13 protein-coding genes and 1 tRNA gene are annotated in these 14,879 nt (G+C 71.4%); 8 read left to right on the top strand and 6 right to left on the bottom strand.

What is annotated here, in order from left to right:
- Window positions 1-75: 75 nt before the first annotated feature.
- The gene (locus AB0E98_RS14960) at window positions 76-1,869 is read left to right on the top strand and encodes a choice-of-anchor A family protein (RefSeq protein WP_361702283.1); all 1,794 of its coding nucleotides are present in this window, start codon (window positions 76-78) and stop codon (window positions 1,867-1,869) included.
- A gap of 18 nt (window positions 1,870-1,887) precedes the next feature.
- On the opposite strand, the gene AB0E98_RS14955 is transcribed toward AB0E98_RS14960, so the two are convergent.
- A complete protein-coding gene (locus AB0E98_RS14955; RefSeq protein WP_361702281.1) occupies window positions 1,888-3,018 on the bottom strand; it encodes a dispase autolysis-inducing protein in 1,131 nt (376 codons plus the stop codon).
- A gap of 118 nt (window positions 3,019-3,136) precedes the next feature.
- Here AB0E98_RS14955 and AB0E98_RS14950 point away from each other — a divergent pair.
- Window positions 3,137-3,210, top strand: a tRNA-Lys gene (locus tag AB0E98_RS14950).
- 70 nt (window positions 3,211-3,280) lie between these two features.
- Here AB0E98_RS14950 and AB0E98_RS14945 read toward each other — a convergent pair.
- Window positions 3,281-5,539: a germacradienol/geosmin synthase gene (locus AB0E98_RS14945; protein WP_361702280.1), complete on the bottom strand. Its 2,259-nt coding sequence runs from the start codon at window positions 5,537-5,539 to the stop codon at window positions 3,281-3,283.
- Window positions 5,540-5,746: 207 nt separating this feature from the next.
- Between AB0E98_RS14945 and AB0E98_RS14940 the strand changes: the two genes are divergently transcribed.
- On the top strand, window positions 5,747-6,445 hold the full coding sequence (locus AB0E98_RS14940; RefSeq protein ID WP_361702278.1) for a VC0807 family protein: 699 nt from the start codon (window positions 5,747-5,749) through the stop codon (window positions 6,443-6,445).
- 13 nt (window positions 6,446-6,458) lie between these two features.
- On the opposite strand, the gene polX is transcribed toward AB0E98_RS14940, so the two are convergent.
- Both polX and AB0E98_RS14930 read right to left on the bottom strand, forming a co-directional pair.
- Window positions 6,459-8,186 carry a DNA polymerase/3'-5' exonuclease PolX gene (gene polX / locus AB0E98_RS14935; protein ID WP_361702277.1) on the bottom strand — a complete coding sequence of 576 codons (1,728 nt, stop codon included), beginning with the start codon at window positions 8,184-8,186 and terminating at the stop codon, window positions 6,459-6,461.
- Window positions 8,170-8,358, bottom strand: coding sequence for a hypothetical protein (locus AB0E98_RS14930; protein ID WP_361702276.1), 189 nt, complete (start codon window positions 8,356-8,358; stop codon window positions 8,170-8,172). The genes polX and AB0E98_RS14930 overlap by 17 nt, the downstream gene beginning before the upstream one ends.
- A gap of 180 nt (window positions 8,359-8,538) precedes the next feature.
- On the opposite strand from AB0E98_RS14930, the gene AB0E98_RS14925 reads away from it, so the two are divergent.
- Window positions 8,539-9,300 (top strand): polysaccharide deacetylase family protein, encoded by a 762-nt coding sequence (locus AB0E98_RS14925; protein ID WP_361702275.1) that lies wholly within the window; start codon window positions 8,539-8,541, stop codon window positions 9,298-9,300.
- Window positions 9,301-9,358: 58 nt separating this feature from the next.
- Window positions 9,359-10,210, top strand: coding sequence for a peptidoglycan-binding protein (locus AB0E98_RS14920; RefSeq protein ID WP_361702273.1), 852 nt, complete (start codon window positions 9,359-9,361; stop codon window positions 10,208-10,210).
- Window positions 10,211-10,219: 9 nt separating this feature from the next.
- Here AB0E98_RS14920 and AB0E98_RS14915 read toward each other — a convergent pair whose 3' ends face one another.
- Window positions 10,220-11,455, bottom strand: a complete 1,236-nt coding sequence (locus AB0E98_RS14915; RefSeq protein WP_361702271.1) for a serine hydrolase domain-containing protein — start codon at window positions 11,453-11,455, stop codon at window positions 10,220-10,222.
- Between the two features lie 185 nt (window positions 11,456-11,640).
- Here AB0E98_RS14915 and AB0E98_RS14910 point away from each other — a divergent pair, with 185 nt between their 5' ends.
- From AB0E98_RS14910 to AB0E98_RS14900, 3 genes are all read left to right on the top strand, one after another.
- Entirely contained in the window at window positions 11,641-12,789 is a 1,149-nt protein-coding gene (locus AB0E98_RS14910) for a hypothetical protein (protein ID WP_361702270.1), read from the top strand.
- Window positions 12,790-12,982: 193 nt separating this feature from the next.
- Complete coding sequence (locus tag AB0E98_RS14905; RefSeq protein WP_361702268.1) at window positions 12,983-13,753, top strand: MerR family transcriptional regulator; 771 nt, start codon at window positions 12,983-12,985, stop codon at window positions 13,751-13,753.
- Window positions 13,754-13,879: 126 nt separating this feature from the next.
- Entirely contained in the window at window positions 13,880-14,017 is a 138-nt protein-coding gene (locus AB0E98_RS14900) for a hypothetical protein (RefSeq protein ID WP_361702266.1), read from the top strand.
- Window positions 14,018-14,052: 35 nt separating this feature from the next.
- On the opposite strand, the gene AB0E98_RS14895 is transcribed toward AB0E98_RS14900, so the two are convergent.
- Entirely contained in the window at window positions 14,053-14,793 is a 741-nt protein-coding gene (locus AB0E98_RS14895) for a class I SAM-dependent methyltransferase (protein WP_361702264.1), read from the bottom strand.
- Window positions 14,794-14,879 lie beyond the last annotated feature (86 nt).

The following is a 14,879-nucleotide window of genomic DNA, read 5'->3' as shown; positions in this document are numbered from 1 at the left end:
AAGAGATGGTCAAAGCCATAGTCGGGATCGTGTGACGAAAACGTCGATAAAACGATTAGACCAGGTGGAGACAGAGTGAACGCAGCCACGGCCAGGCCCCCCAACGATCCCCGGACCCGCTTCCGCACCCGCTGCGCGACCTGGCTGCGGCGCACGGCCGCGGGCGCCGCCACCGCGGCCGCCGCACTCGGCGGCCTGGCCCTGCCCGCCCTGGCGGCCCCGCTGCCCGGCGGCCTCGGCCCCTGTCTGCCGGGCAGCTGCCCCCGGACCTATCCCGCCCTCAACAACAGGACGTTCACGGGCCGCGACGACAACATCAACGTCTTCACCGGCGGCGACTTCCGGGTACGCGGCGGCGCCGCCGGGGCCGAGGGCCGGGTGGTGACCCTCGGCGACTTCGACGTGAACAAGTCCTCCGGCGGCGCCCTCTACAACGTGGGCGTCGTCGGCGTCGGCTCCCGCGTCCCCCCGTCCGACGGCGCCGACTTCCTGACCGCCGACGGGGACGTCCTCGTCGCCCCCGGTCAGCGGCTGGACGCCGAGCGCGGCGTCGTCCGGCACGCGGGCGACGTATCCGGCCTGGTCATCGGCGGCGACGCCGCGGCCTCGGACGCCGCCCGGCCGTACGCCGGGCTGCGCGAGCAACTCGCCGTCGCCGGCCGCTGCTACGCCCGCGGCGTGGACGGGAAGGCCCGCCCGGCCACCGGCACCGCGCGCAACACCGGCACGGAGACCGTGTTCACCGGCAACGGCACCTCCCGGCTCCAGGTGTTCCACGTCGGCTTCGACCTCGTCGGCCGCGACGGCGGCCAGCAGGCCATCCGCTTCACCGGCATCCCCACCGGCGCCACCGTCCTGGTCAACCTCGAAGGCCGCTCCCGCGTCGTCAACACCTTCAGCGGCGGCAGTACCGACGACAACCCCCTCAACCGGCTGCGCGGGCACCTGCTGTGGAACCTCCCCGACGCCCACCGCGTCGACTTCCTGGGCACCGGCCAGTTCCAGGGCAGCGTTCTCGTCGGCGACCCCACCAGCGAGACCACCGTCACCCTGCCGGGCATGAACGGCCGCTTCTTCACCGCCGGTTCGCTCACCCACACCTCCGCCACGGGTGGCGCCGGCGGCCAGCAGTTCCACGCCTACCCCTTCACCGGCGACCTCCCCGACTGCGCGCCCCCGCCCCGGCCCACCGGAGAGGTGACGGTGGTGCAGCGGGACACCCAGGACGGCCGGCCCCTGCAAGGCGCCCGGTTCCAGCTCTGGCGGGAGACCAACGGCGTCCAGGGCCTCCAGACCTCCGGCGACCGCCCCGACACCCGCTCCGCCGACGAATGCGTCACCGACACCCACGGCGAGTGCCGCATCACCGTGGAGCCCGGCGCCTACTACTGGCAGGAGCTCCGGCCCCCGCCCGGCTACCGGCTGCCCGAACGCGCGGCGTTCGGGCCGCTCGTGCTCACCGCCGCCAACGCGCCCGAGGGCGTCTCCCTCACCGTCGGCAACACCCCGGCGCCGGACTCCTACGGCTCGATCCACCTGGTGACCAAGGACACCAGGACCGGCCGGCCGCTGCCGGGGGCCCGCTTCGAGCTGTGGCGGGAGACCAACGGCCGCCCGGGGCTCCAGATCGCGGGCGCCGCCCCCGACCGCCGGGCCGACCCCGGCTGCGCCACCGACCGGGCCGGCCGCTGCGCCTTCCGGGGCCTGCCGCCGGGCGCGTACTACCTGCGCGAGACCGTCGTGCCCGGCGGCTATCTCGCGCCCCCGGAGCGGGCCTTCGGGCCGTACGCGGTGACCGTCGCCAACGCGCGGTCCGGCATCACCGTGACGCTGAAGAACTCCCCGCGCGAGCCGGGCGGGCACGCGTGATGTGACGTGACGCGCGGGTCAGTCGACCCGCACCTCCTCCACGCCCAGGTACATCACCTCCGGCCGGGCCGGGTTGAAGGCGATCGCGGAGACGCCGTCGTAGGCGTTGTGCGTCGCCGTCACCCGGCCCGTCGAGGCGTCGTAGCGGAACAGGTCGGTGCCGTAATTCCGGAAGTACGTGCCGTACGCGAAGTGGAGGACCTTGGAGTCGACCGGGCTCGGCGCCAGCAGCGTGCCGTTGGTGAGCTTGACCGCGGCGGAGTCGTCGACGGCCTTGGTGTACGTCAGGCCGCCGTCCGTCGACCGGTACAGATGCCGCCCCTCGGAGGACGAGCCCGGCGCGGCCTCCACCAGGTCGATGCCCAGGGCGTAGACGACTTCAGGGTCGGCGGGGGAGACGGCGGCGTCGAAGAGGTTCGCCCGCCCGCCGTCGGCCGACAGCCCGCGCGCCGCCCGCCAGGTGACGCCCCCGTCGGTGGTCACGGCTCCGCCGGCCGCCATGCCGCCGGCGACGGCGTGATCGGGGTCGGCCGGGTCGAAGGCCACGCCGTAGACGCTCGCCGTGCCGCCGAACGCCGGGCTGCCGACACGGCGCCAGGTGGCCCCGCCGTCCACGGAGTCGTACAACTGCCCGTCGCTCCCCGCCAGACGCACATGGCCGGGCCGCGCCCGGTCGATGCCCAGACCGCTGACGCGCGCGGTCGGCGCTTTCAGGGGTGTGACGGTGGTGCCGTCCACACGGGCGAGGTAACGGCCGTTCTTCTGCCAGGCGAAGGCCCGGCCGCCGGGCGCCGCGGCCAGCCGCACGGACGCGCTGCCGAGCGTGGCGACGCGCTGCCAGCCGCAGCCGGCGTCGGTGGAGCGCAGCAGGACGTCGTTGTGGGTGGCGAGCAGGGTGCCGGGGGTGTCCAGCGCGACCAGGCCGTGGGTGTAGCCGGTGGCCTTGAGGGTGCCGGTGGTGGGCGCGAGGGTCCTGCCGTCGTCGGTGGTGAAGGTGACGGAGCCGTCACCGGTGACTCGGGTACAGGAAGGTGCCGTCCAGGAAGCCGGTCCGGTCGCCGCGGTGGTGGGCGGCTGCGTGGAGGCGGGCGTCTGGACGAGCGTGAGGGCGGCGGCCGCCGCGGTGGCGGCGATACCGATCCGCTGCATGGGATCTCCTCTGTGGGCAAGGGGTGGAGCCAACCGGGCGATCATGCCCCTGGGGCGAGGAGGGCAACCATGGGCCGATGGCACCAAGCATGTCATCCGATCGGGTAGTATTTCTTTCGCGCCGCTAGCTCAGTTGGCTAGAGCGGCTGACTCTTAATCAGCAGGTCCGGGGTTCGAGTCCCTGGTGGCGCACTGAACGAAGGCGAAGGCCCCCACCGGATGGTGGGGGCCTTCGCCGTTTCCACGGGGCGCCAGCGGGATGTCAGCCGCGCAGGAGGGTCGCGATCCGGGTGCCCGAGGTGCCGATGCCGGCGGGGGCGCCCAGAGGCGTTCCCACGGGCGGGGCGACGGACGCGGCGGGGGTGCCTGCGGCACGGCGGCGGATCAGGTCGTCCTCGCCGTAGCGCCGGCACTCCCGGTGCCAGGTGAGGATGGCCGCCAGCCAGTCCTTGAGCTCCTGGACGTGGCCGTCCAGGGCGATACGGGCCTTCGCGTCGAGCCCGAACTCCTGGCAGAGGACGGGCAACTGCGTGGCGACGATGTGGAGGAACTCCCGCATCCGGGACCTCAGCAGGTCGGCGACGATGCCGAGGGCCTTCTCGCGCCCGCAGTCGAAGAAGTTCTGGACGACCAGGACGGCGTTGTGGACCTCGCCCTCGAACTCGATCTCCTTCTGGTAGGAGAAGACGTCGTTCATGAGCGTGGCGTAGTCCGAGGCGGCGTTCTCCAGCGCCTGGACGGGCCGTGACGCGAGGACTTCCGGGGGCAGCGCCTTGCCGTGGCGGAGCCGGGAGAGCGTCATGGTGAGCGGGGAGCCGAAGGTGTTCCGGCGCATCTCGATGTAGTCGACCGGCTCGGGGATCTTGTTCATGCGCTGGTTGGCCAGCTCCCACTGCCAGCTGTCCAGCATGCCTTCGACCGCCCGCCGGAACGCCTCGCGGTCGGCGGGGGGCATGGGCGTCACCGTCCGGACCCAGATGTCGGCCAGGCCCCGCTCCAGGCAGTTCAGCGGTGTATCGGTGACGACGGCGTCCAGCGGCATGAACAGCCTGAGCCGGTCGGTGCAGTCCTTCGCCGCCGTCAGGCCGTCGGCGCGCCGCCCGAAGTGCGCGGGGTAGACGTCGTCCCCATAGGTGCCCCAGATGAGCCAGTCCGTGGCGAGGTCCAGTTCGTCGGGGCCCGCCTCCGGGCTGATGCCGGCGGCGCACAGCCCCAGGTCGAAGTCGTGGAGGTTCCCGTCGTCCCAGTGGCCCGCGAGGGGGTCGGTGGGGGCGGGGACGGTGATGCCCATGCGGCGGGCCCAGTCGACGCCGTGCCGGCGGGTGGCTTCGAGGTGGGGGTTGTGCCGGCTCTGGAAGGGCATCTCGAAGTCGGGGAGCGGCAGCGGGCCCACCTTCTCGAACGGGACGTGCGTGAACCCGCGCAGCCGCGCGGGCAGTGCCGCCAGGATCGAGGGCACCAGCAGGGCCGCCGAGGTGCCGAGCCCGAGCGGCCCGCCCAGCAGGGCCTCGGGCACCCGGAGCGTGCCCGTGGTGCTCTTCATGTAGCGGCTGGAGCGAAGGTGCCATTCGTGGCCGCCGGCCTGCCAGTCCTGGAGGCCCTTGACGTAGGCGAAGACGTCGGCGTAGGCCTGCGCGTCCAGCCCGTGTTCCAGCAGGACGGGGCCGACCTCGGTGAGGGCGGTGTGCTCGAACTGCTGGAGGCGGGAGGTGAGGAGGTCGCCCACGGCGTCGGCGGCCCGCTGGGTGTCGCAGCCCAGGAAGCGCTCGAAGACGAGGACGGCGTTGGCGAGTTCGCCCTCGCTCTCGGTCTCGCGCTGGTAGGAGAAGAGGTCGTTGCGCAGGTGGACCGAGTCGGCGAAGGTGTCCTTCAGGACGCGCAGGGGCCGGGTGGCCGCCACCGCGTCGGGGACCTCGGCGCCCGCCGCGTACTCGACGAGATGCGCGGACCAGGGCGCGCCGCCGACCTTTCGGCGCATCTCGATGTACTCGACGGGGTTGGCGACACGACCCTCGTTGATGTTCGACAGCTCCCACATCGACTCCTCGAGCAGATGCCAGGTGCTCTCCCGGAAGCGTCGCCGCCACTCCGGCGACATGTCCGGGACCGTACGCGCCCACAGGTCGGCCAGGCCCGCCTCGACCTGGTTGGTGGGCTCCGGGGCCGGGCCGTCCGGGCCCAGCGGCATAAAGGCGTGGAGGCGGTCGAGATAGGCGCGGGCGCCGTGGGTGTCGCCCGTGCGCTTGAACCTCGCCAGGAAGTCGTCGTCGAAGAAGAACACCCACACGTACCAGTCGGTGACCAGGTCCAGCTCGGGGCCCGGGGCGTCGGGGTGGGTGTAGGAGCACAACAGGGCGTAGTCGTGGGAGTCGAGATCCTCCTCGTCCCAGATTCCCGATCCCTCGATCATTCCCATGCGCCGCGCCCAATCCTTCGAATGCCGCCGCGCGCCCTCGAGATGCGGATTGAGACGGGCCGGGTGCGGTGTGTAGAAGCGGGGCAGCTCGAAGGGGTTGGGCATCGCGTGCGCGGCCTTTCGGTGCGGGTGCCGGTGCGGATGGGGTGACCGGGGGCACGCTATGACGGGGAGTGGGCGAGGAGACCAGGGAAAGTAGGATTTCCGCCCAATATGGTGAATAAATGCGGGGTTGAGATTAACGATCTTGCTGTCGATGACGCCTTTCCCCTACAGTCCCCCCGTTTTACTCGTTTGATCTTGGGGGAATCGATGACCGTCGCGTCATCCGCGCCGTCCCGGCGCTTCGGGCCCGGCGCCATGCTGAGCTGGGCCGTGTCCATCGTCTGCAATGTGGTGCTGCCGTTCGTCACCTACAACCAGCTCACCGAAGCCGGCTGGAGCGACTTCTCCGCCCTGGTGGCCTCCGGTATCTGGCCGGTCGTGGACATGGTGATCTATCTGATCTGGCACCGGCGCGTCGACGAGTTCGCCGTGATGACCCTGATCTTCCTGGTGCTGACCGTCGCCGTCACCGGCGTCGGGCCGCACTCGGCCCGCCTGCTGCTGGTCAAGGACTCCCTGATCACGGGCCTCTTCGGCGTGGTCTGCCTGATCAGCCTGGCCGCCCCGCGCCCGCTGATGTTCTACCTGGGCCGGAAATTCGGCACCGACGGCTCCACGAACGGCATCGCCCAGTGGAACGGCCTCTGGCAGCACGAGGGTTTCCGGCGGTCGATGACCCGGATCACCATGGTCTGGGGCCTCGGATACATCGTCGAGGCGATCGCCCGCGTCGGACTGTCCTACGCGCTGCCGACCGGCGCCATGGTCGCCATGAATTCCGTTCTGGCCTATGGCGTTCCCGCCCTCCTGATCGCCTGGACCATCACCTATTCCAAGCGCGCCCGCGCCAAGGGCCGTGCTCAGGCCGCTGCCACCGCGGCGGAAGAGGCCATCGCGGTCGCCTGAGTCCGAACCCCCGTCATTTCGGGGACAGGAAACGGCGCAGCCTTTGCAGCGGCCAGGTGTTGATGATGTCGTCCTTGGTCAGCCAGCCCCGCTGCGCCGTTCCCACGCCATAGCGCATATACGGAAGATGCGTGGTGGAGTGCGCGTCCGTGTTCACCGCGAACTTCACCCCGTGACGCCCGGCCCGCAGAATGTCCTCGTCGCACAGATCGATCCGCTCCGGATGGGCGTTGATCTCCAGAGCGGTGCCGGTCCGCGCGCAGGCCTCGAATACGGCGTCGAAGTCGGCGTCGATTCCGGGCCGTTTGCCGAGGAGCCGGGTGGTGGGATGCCCGATGACCGACACATAGGGGTTCTCGCAGGCGCGCATCAGCCGCCGTGTCAGCTCCGCCCGGCTCTGGTCGAAGTGCGAGTGGACGGACGCGACGCACAGGTCGAAGCCCGCCAGGAACTCACCGGGCCAGTCCACCTCCCCGTCCGGCCCGATGTTCAGCTCGGCACCGTGCAGCAGCCGCATCCGCCGGTGCTTCCCGTCGAGTTCCCGCACCCGCTCGCGCTGCGCGAGCATCTTGGCGTCCGTCATCCGCTGCATATACAGGTCGGGGGCGTGGTCGGTGACGGCGTAGTAGGAGTAGCCGCGCCGCGCGGCGGCGGTGACCATGTCCTCCAGGGACGCAAGCCCGTCCGTGAGGTCGGTGTGGGTGTGGAGGTCGCCGCGGATGTCGCCGTCCTCGACGAGTTCGGGCAACTCGTCGCGCAGCCCCGCCGCGACCTCGCCGCGGTCCTCGCGCAGGGTGGGCGGGATCCAGGGCAGGCCCAGCCGGGCGTAGACGTCCTCCTCCGTCGCCGAGGTGATCCGCCGTCCGCTCCTGGCGTGGAACAGCCCGTACTCGGACAGCTTGTACCCATGACGGACGGCGAGTTCACGGACGCGGATGTTGTGCGCCTTGGAGCCGGTGAAGTACAGCAGCCCCGCTCCCCAGGAGCCGGGCGGCAGGACGCGCAGGTCGACCTGGAGGCCCTTGGTGGTGCGGATCGAGGTCTTCTTCTCGCCGTGCGCGATGACCTCGGCGGTGTACGGGAGGGCGGCGATCGCCTCCATGAACGGGCCCGAGCGGGTGGCGGCGACGAGGATGTCGATGTCCCCGATGGTCTCCCGCATACGGCGCAGCGACCCGGCGTACGCGCACCCCTCGCAGCCGTCCAGCCGCGAGAGCTCGGCGACGATCCGTTCCGCGACGTCCATGGCGGCGTCGAGGAGGATGCGGCCGCCGGAGCCTCCGGCCTTCTGCATGAGGGCGATGCCGTGGAGGATGTTCTCCTCGGTCCGGGGCCCGAAGCCCTTGAGGTCGCGCAACTTCTCGTCGTGGATGGCGTCGAGGAGCTGTTCCACGGAGGAGACGCCCAGCTCCTCGTAGAGCGCCATGGCCTTCCTGGGGCCCAGCGTCGGGACGGCGATGAGCTCCCGGACCCCGGGCGGGATCGCCGCCCTGGTCTCCTCCAGTGCCGGGATGCGGCCGGTGCTCAGATACTCCAGGACCTTGTCGGCGATGGACTTCCCCACGTTCGGGATCTCCCGCAGGCCCTCGGCGTCGAGGGTGGAGACGTCGGTGGGGAAGCCGCCGATCGCGCGGGCGGCCTTCTCGTAGGCACGTGCCTTGAAGGCGTCGCCACCGGTGATCGCGACGAGATCGGCGTACTCCTGGAGCAGCGCCTCGACCTCGTCATTGGGCCGGGCCATAGGTCAAGCGTGCCACCGGGGTGGTGCCGCGCAACCGGTTGCCCGGCCGCGCGGGCGCGGGGAGCCGGCACGCGGTGGAGGTGGGGGTGCCGCTGTCGGTGACCCCGGGCGAGCCGGGCAGGAGGCCGAGTACGGCGGCGGTGCCAAGGGTCATGACAGGGGTGCGGCGCATGAAGTACCTCTTATCCGGTCATCGGCTTGGACGTACGGGGTCTGCCCCCGGGGCTGTGACGGCACGCGCCGTATCGCCCGTACGGGGGAAGGAGAATCGATCTCTCGGCACGGCGTACGAGCGGGTGGCACCGGATCGCGTGAGATCGTCCCGGGTTTCCCGCGCGGGAGGAGCACGCACATGTCCTGGCCCCGTCGATGGACGGCGGTCGCGGCCGCCGCCCTGCTGCTGGCCGTGGCCGCTCCGGGCGCGGCGGGAGAGCCCGTTGCCGGTTCCGGTTCCGTTTCCGGGCGGCCGGGGTGTGCCGGGGCGGCGCTCCGGCGCGTCCCCACGGACCGGAAGGTCATCGCGCTGACCTTCAACGCGGCGTGGAACGAGGACGGTATCGCCCGGGTCCTGGCCGTGCTCCGGAAGGAGCGGGTGCCGGCCATGTTCTTCCTGACGGGGGACTTCGCCGACCGCCATCCGAGGGCGGCCCGCGCGCTGGCCGCCCGTCACCCCGTGGGCAGCCACTCCTACAGCCATCCGCGGTTCCCCGGGCTGTCCTTCCGAGAGGAGCGCCGGGAGGCCGTCCTGGCCGCGCGGGCCATCCGCCGGGCCACGGGCCGTACGCCCGTGGCCTTCCGTTTCCCCTACGGCGAGTTCACCGAACAGAACGTCCGCGACGTCAACGCCCTGGGGTACCCCGTCGTCGAGTGGGTGGACGACACGGCGGGCTGGCGTGGACCCGACGGGGGCGTGACGGTGGACATGGTCGTCGGGCGGGCGGAGCGGGCGTTCTCACCGGGGGCGATCATCCAGATGCACGTGGGCTCCACGGACGCGCGTCACTCCGTGCTGGACGCCGACGCCCTGCCGCGGATCATCGCCTCCGCCCGCGCCCACGGATACGGCTTCGCAGGCCTGGGACGGCTCGCACGGCGATGCCGCGTGCGCGACTGATGTGCGCGGCCGAGAATCCGGGATGAGACTTGAAACAATCGACGTCAGGAGTCGGACCATGGCCGAGATATGGATGCCGCAGGCCATCAACATGGACCTCGGCGACCACGCCCCTTACGACCAGGGTTTTCCGCCGAAGGCCATCGCGCACATCACGGCGGACCGCCCTGCCACGGCAGAGAATCCGATGGACCTCGTCCCCTTCACCAGTCTCCAGAATTTCTTCACCCACGACGGGAAGGAAAAGGCACCCCACATCCTCTGGGACCCGTTCGCCGGCGCCTTCGCCCAGTTCTTCCCCGCGACGTCCCGGAGCAAGGCGGTGCACGACCTGGCGGGCGGCACGCGGACCGACCGCGCGGGAAAGGTCGTCATTCAGATCGAGGCGCTGTTCTTCCCGTTCTGCCGCGTCAACGGCACGGTGTTCCGGCAGCTGGCCGACACCCCGTGCAAAGGGTGGCCGGAACTCAACGCATGGGTGCGTTCCTGGGAGGTTCCGGATTACTGGCCCATGGGGCACCCCGTGGATTTCACCTCCAATCGCTCCGAGAGCATCTGGGAGACCCAGGGCGGCTGGTACGCGCACGCGCAGGTACCCGAGAACACCCATGTGGATCCCGGGTCCTGGCCGGCCTTCGTGGACCAGCCGCAGACCACTACCGAGCCGTTCCCCGGCGCGTCCTTCTTCCACACCGGGCAGAGATCACCGGTCATCGCCGCGATGCACGGCCGGCTGGTCGCCGAGGGCTGCGACCGGTATCAGCCCGGCGATGTCGCCGACCTGTGGGAGACGGACGACATGGAGTCCTACGCCGCCTGGCAGCAGAAGCTCGGATTCTCGGGACCCGACGCCGACGGCATTCCCGGCAAGTCCAGCTGGGACCGGCTGCGGGTGCCCCATCTCGTCTGACACAGAGCGTCAGCGTGTGGTCCCGCAGAACTCGGCCTCCGCCAGGGCGAGCGTGTCGAAGGGCACCCCGAGGGCGTTGCCGCCGAACGCGGCCGTGTGCGAGGCGTCCCGGACGCTGCTCACCGTGGAGACCGCCCCCTGGATCCCGCCGTCGTGCCCCCACACCGTCACCCCGCAGGACAGCTTCCGCGCGCTGATGCCCAGCCCGTACCGCGCCGCCGGGCGCAGCCCGGTGTCCACCGTGGTCAGCATCTCCGCGAGCTGGCGGGCGGGCAGGAGCCGGCCGCGCAGCAGCGCCCGGTAGAAGGTGTTGAGGTCGCCCACGGTGGAGATCATCTCGCCGGCGGCCCAGGCCTCCGTCGGGTTGATGCCGGTGACGTCGTGGAACGGGGTCCCCGGCTCGTCCGGGAAACGGATGTAGCCGCGTCCGCCGGGCCGGGGGAGGGCGGCCGACCGGCCGGGTACGGAGGTGGCGCGCAGGCCCAGGGGCCGCAGGACACGGTCGCGGATCTCCCGGCCGTAGGGGTGGCCGGTGACCTTCTCGATGACCATTCCGGCCAGCACGTAGTTGGTGTTGGAGTAGCTCCAGCCCCTGCCGGGGGCGAAGACCGGCGGATGGGACACGGCCGTGCGCACCAACTGCCCTGGTGTGTAGGTGTCGAAGCGGTGGTGGAGGAAGTCCCGTTCGAAGAGCCGTTTGTGGAGGGCGGGGTCCGCCGCGTAGTCGAAGATCCCGCTGGTGTGGTCGAGGAGTTGGCGGAGGGTGACGGCGCTCCCGTCGTTGCCGTGGCCGCGCACGACGCCAGGGAGCCGGCGCTCGACGGTGTCCGTGAGCCGGATCCGGTGCTCGGCCTCCAGTTGCAGCATCACGGTGGCGACGAACGTCTTGGTGTTGCTGCCGATCCGGAACCGGTCGCGCGCCCGCGGCGCCCGTGGCCGCCCGAGGTCGGCCGTTCCCGCGGCCCCGTCCCAGACGCGGTGCCCGTCGCGCCCGTCGCGCGCCTGGCCGACCACGCCGGGCATCCCGGCCCGTACGAGCGCCTCCATGGCCGCCCGGGTCCGCTCGTGCGCACGGCGGTCCGACGGGACGGACGACGAGGTGCCGGACGACGAGGTGCCGGACGACCGGCCGCCTGTCGCCAGGGCACCGGACGGCAGGGCACCGGACGCGCCGGACGTACCGCCGATCAGCGCCACGGCGGCGAGCAGGGACAGCGGAACGCTGCGGACGGTGCGCTTCGACATGACTCTTCGCTACCGCAGCCCACCCTCCGCTCATCGGATGAGCGGAGGAAGTCATCCGTACGGGTAGGAAGCCTCCGCAGGGGTAGGAGCGCAGCACCCGTGCACCGGGTGGACCCGCTCGATTGGCCGTTCGGCCATGCCTCTGGTGAGCTGGAAGACACCCCGCAGGCCCGAGGAGGACCTTGATGGACATCGGCGAGCTGACCGACGAGACGCTCCGTGACCTGCGCCGTGAGCGCCCGTACCCGGCGGTTTCACTGCTCCTGCCGACCACGCGGCGCGCCGGCACCAGCACCGAGGACCAGGTCAGGCTGCGCAACACGGTCACGGAGGCCAAACGACGGCTCGCCGAGGACCCGAGGGTCACCCGGACCGCGCGGATGGACGTCGAGGCGCAGATCGACGCCGCCCTCAAGGAGGTGGACCTCGCCCACGCCGACGACGGCCTGCTCATCCTGGCCGCCCCGGGCGAGCACCAGGTCTGGTACCTGCCCCGCACCGTGCCGCAGCGCGTGGTGCTCTCGGACACCTTCCTCACCCGCAACCTGGTCGCGGCCCGCCTCTCCGAGGAGCCGTACTGGGTGCTGGTGCTCTCCGAGGCCGAGACCCGGCTGTGGGACGGCGCGGGAGACCACCTCGTCGAGACCATCGGCAATGGCTTCCCCGTCCGTCCCTCCCTCCCCGACCACCAGGACGCCCTGCCCGGCGCGAACTTCGACAAGGTCGGCAACCACTCCCTGACCGCGCGCGGGGAGGCCCACGTGGAGCGCGAACGCCAGTACGCGCGCACGGTCGTCGGCGCCCTCATGCCCGTACTGGACCGCGAACCCCGGCCGTTGTACGTCGTCGGGCTGCGCGAGCAGATCGCCCTCCTGGAGAAGCTCTGCCCCAGGCCCGGCGCGATCACCGCCCGGACCGAGCAGGGCGGCGCGATCGGCCTGTCCGCGCACGCGCTGGCCGAGGTGCTGCGCCCGGCGTTCGAGGAGCGTCGCGCAGCACGGCAGGGGGAGGTGCTGCGCCGCCTCAGCGACGCGCGGGGCCAGAAGCGCTTCACCTCCGGGCTGGACGAGATCTGGCAGACCGTCCGCCAGGGCCGGGTGGCGCTCCTCGCGGTCGAGGACCATTACCAGATCACCGCCCGCGTCGACGGCAACGGCGGCTCCCCGGTGCGCCTGGAGGAGCCCACCGAGACGCTGACGGCGGATCCCGCCATCCGTGAGGACGTCGTCGACGAGATCGTCGAGGCGGCGCTGAACAACGGGGCGGACGTCGAGTTCGTCCGGGACGACACGCTCGCGGAGGAGGACCGGCTGGCGGCGGTGCTGCGGTACTAAGCGCTCCGCCGGAATCGCGATTCGGTCGTCGCGGGCTGGTGGGGGCTGGTCGCGCCCACGCGGCGGTAGCCGAATACCGACACCACCCCGCGCCCCTTACGGGGCCCGGTACCGCACCGGACTTCGACAAGAGGGAGAGGGGTCGGCCGCCCCGACTTGAACCTCACGCCGCGTGAGGATGCATCGTTGTCCCATGACCGCTTCCACGACCTGGAAGGTCGGTCCGCTCGCCGAGGCCAGCGGGCTGACCGTCCGGACACTGCACCACTGGGACACCATCGGCCTGCTCAGCCCCTCCCGGCGCACCGCCGGAGGGCACAGGGAGTACACCGAGGACGACGTCGTCCGGCTCTACCAGGTACTCGCGCTGCGCGGCCTGGGGCTGGGCCTGGAGACCATCGCCGTCTGCCTCGACGCCGGGGTGGACCCCGCGCGACTGGTCCGGGACCACCTGGCCAAGGTGGAGGCCTCCATCGCCGCGCTCGACGTCCTGCGGCAGCGGCTGCACCTGCTCGGCGACAGACTGGCGGCCGACCAGTACCCGACGACCGGCATGCTGCTCGACGCCCTCCACGCCATCGGCGGCACCGGCCCGGAGGGCGAGCACACGCTGCGCCGCCACCTGGACGACGATCAGATGCGGGTTCTGGAGACGCGCGCCGCCGCCCTGGGGCCCGCGATGCACTACCTGCTGGAGGTCGAATGGCCGGAGCTCTACCGCCGGGCCGACCGGCTCCGCACGGCCGGGACCCCTCCCACCCATCCGAAGGTCCGGCGCCTGGTGGCGCGCATGGACGAGCTGAGCGCGCTGTTCTCCGGCGGCGACGCGGGGATCGCCACCGGCGTGCGGGACGCGTGGCGTGACGATCCGGCCGCGATGTCCGGCGACCCCGAAGCCCCGGCCGACGACTGGCGGGAGCTGGCCGGCTACCTGGACGCCGCCCGCCGCGACCCGGCCACGTGAGGGGTGGGGCCGTTCGAGGGGCCCCACCACCGCTGTCCTTTTTCTCGTCCTCTCCCACCCAGGAGCCCGGCCGTGAGCCACCGCCGTACCCGTATCCGACTCGCACTGATCGCTACATTCCCCACCGTGCTGACCGTTCCGGTCCTGGCCCTCCTGGCGGCGTACGGTGCGGTCCCCGGAGAGGTTCTCCTGGCCGTGCCGGTGGCGCTCGCCGTCCAGGCCGTTGTCAACTTCGTGCGTTCCGGGCCGTCATACCGAGGCTGAACCTCACGCGTTCCGCATCCCGCCGTCATTCGAGATCAGGCGGCGCTCTTCTCCCAGACCGAGACATGCCGGCGGCTCTCGCCCGTGAACGGCGCCCGCGACCAGCTCTCCCACCGGTCGCGCAGTCGCAGCCCCGCGAGCCGGGCCATCAGGTCCAGCTCGGCGGGCCACACGTAGCGGAACGGAGTGAACGAGTGCTCGGCGCGCCCGTCGACGATCGTTACGTAGTGCGAACTCATGGCCTGAGTGGCGACGTCGTACGTGTCGAACGCCCAACCCGCCGGACCGATGCGGAACGGCACGGCGCTCTGGCCCGGTGGCAGCCTGCGCAGGTCCGGCACTCCCACCTCGACGACGAAGCAGCCGCCGGGCCGAAGATGGGCCGCGGCGTTGCGAAAGCAGGCCACCTGGGCGTCCTGTGTCGTCAGATTGTTGATCGTGTTGAAGACGAGATAGACGACCGCGAACGTGCCCGCGACCCGTGTCGTCGCGAAATCGCCGATCGTCACGCTGATGTCGTCGGCGCCGGGCTTGGCGCGCAGCCGGGCCACCATGGCCCGGGACATGTCGATTCCGTGCACCGGAACGCCTCGGCCGGCCAGCGGCAGCGCGACGCGGCCGGTGCCGATACCGAGTTCGAGCGCCGGGCCGTCGCCGGCGAGTTCGGCCAGCATGCCGACTGCCGGGTCCACCGCCTCGGGGCGGAACATGTCCGCCTCCGTCTCGTCGTAGGAGTTCGCGACGTTCTCTCCGAAGTAGCCGTCCTCATCGAGCATTTCAGGACCGTACCGCTCCTGATTCCGCCGACGCGCCTGGTTTTTCATCAGGAGTAGCTGGTGGAACGCTCAATCCTTGGCCAAAG

The organism is Streptomyces sp. NPDC037389, assembly GCF_040636475.1.
GTDB lineage: Bacteria > Actinomycetota > Actinomycetes > Streptomycetales > Streptomycetaceae > Streptomyces > Streptomyces hesseae.
This window is presented reverse-complemented; position numbering and strand designations above follow the sequence as displayed.

Coding starts and splice junctions, on each gene's coding strand:
- AB0E98_RS14955 (WP_361702281.1), bottom strand. CDS start 3,018: ATGCAGCGGATCGGTATCGCCGCCACCGCGGCGGCCGCCGCCCTCACG.
- AB0E98_RS14945 (WP_361702280.1), bottom strand. CDS start 5,539: ATGCCCAACCCCTTCGAGCTGCCCCGCTTCTACACACCGCACCCGGCC.
- AB0E98_RS14940 (WP_361702278.1), top strand. CDS start 5,747: ATGACCGTCGCGTCATCCGCGCCGTCCCGGCGCTTCGGGCCCGGCGCC.
- polX (WP_361702277.1), bottom strand. CDS start 8,186: ATGGCCCGGCCCAATGACGAGGTCGAGGCGCTGCTCCAGGAGTACGCC.
- AB0E98_RS14930 (WP_361702276.1), bottom strand. CDS start 8,358: ATGCGCCGCACCCCTGTCATGACCCTTGGCACCGCCGCCGTACTCGGC.
- AB0E98_RS14925 (WP_361702275.1), top strand. CDS start 8,539: ATGTCCTGGCCCCGTCGATGGACGGCGGTCGCGGCCGCCGCCCTGCTG.
- AB0E98_RS14920 (WP_361702273.1), top strand. CDS start 9,359: ATGGCCGAGATATGGATGCCGCAGGCCATCAACATGGACCTCGGCGAC.
- AB0E98_RS14915 (WP_361702271.1), bottom strand. CDS start 11,455: ATGTCGAAGCGCACCGTCCGCAGCGTTCCGCTGTCCCTGCTCGCCGCC.
- AB0E98_RS14910 (WP_361702270.1), top strand. CDS start 11,641: ATGGACATCGGCGAGCTGACCGACGAGACGCTCCGTGACCTGCGCCGT.
- AB0E98_RS14905 (WP_361702268.1), top strand. CDS start 12,983: ATGACCGCTTCCACGACCTGGAAGGTCGGTCCGCTCGCCGAGGCCAGC.
- AB0E98_RS14895 (WP_361702264.1), bottom strand. CDS start 14,793: ATGCTCGATGAGGACGGCTACTTCGGAGAGAACGTCGCGAACTCCTAC.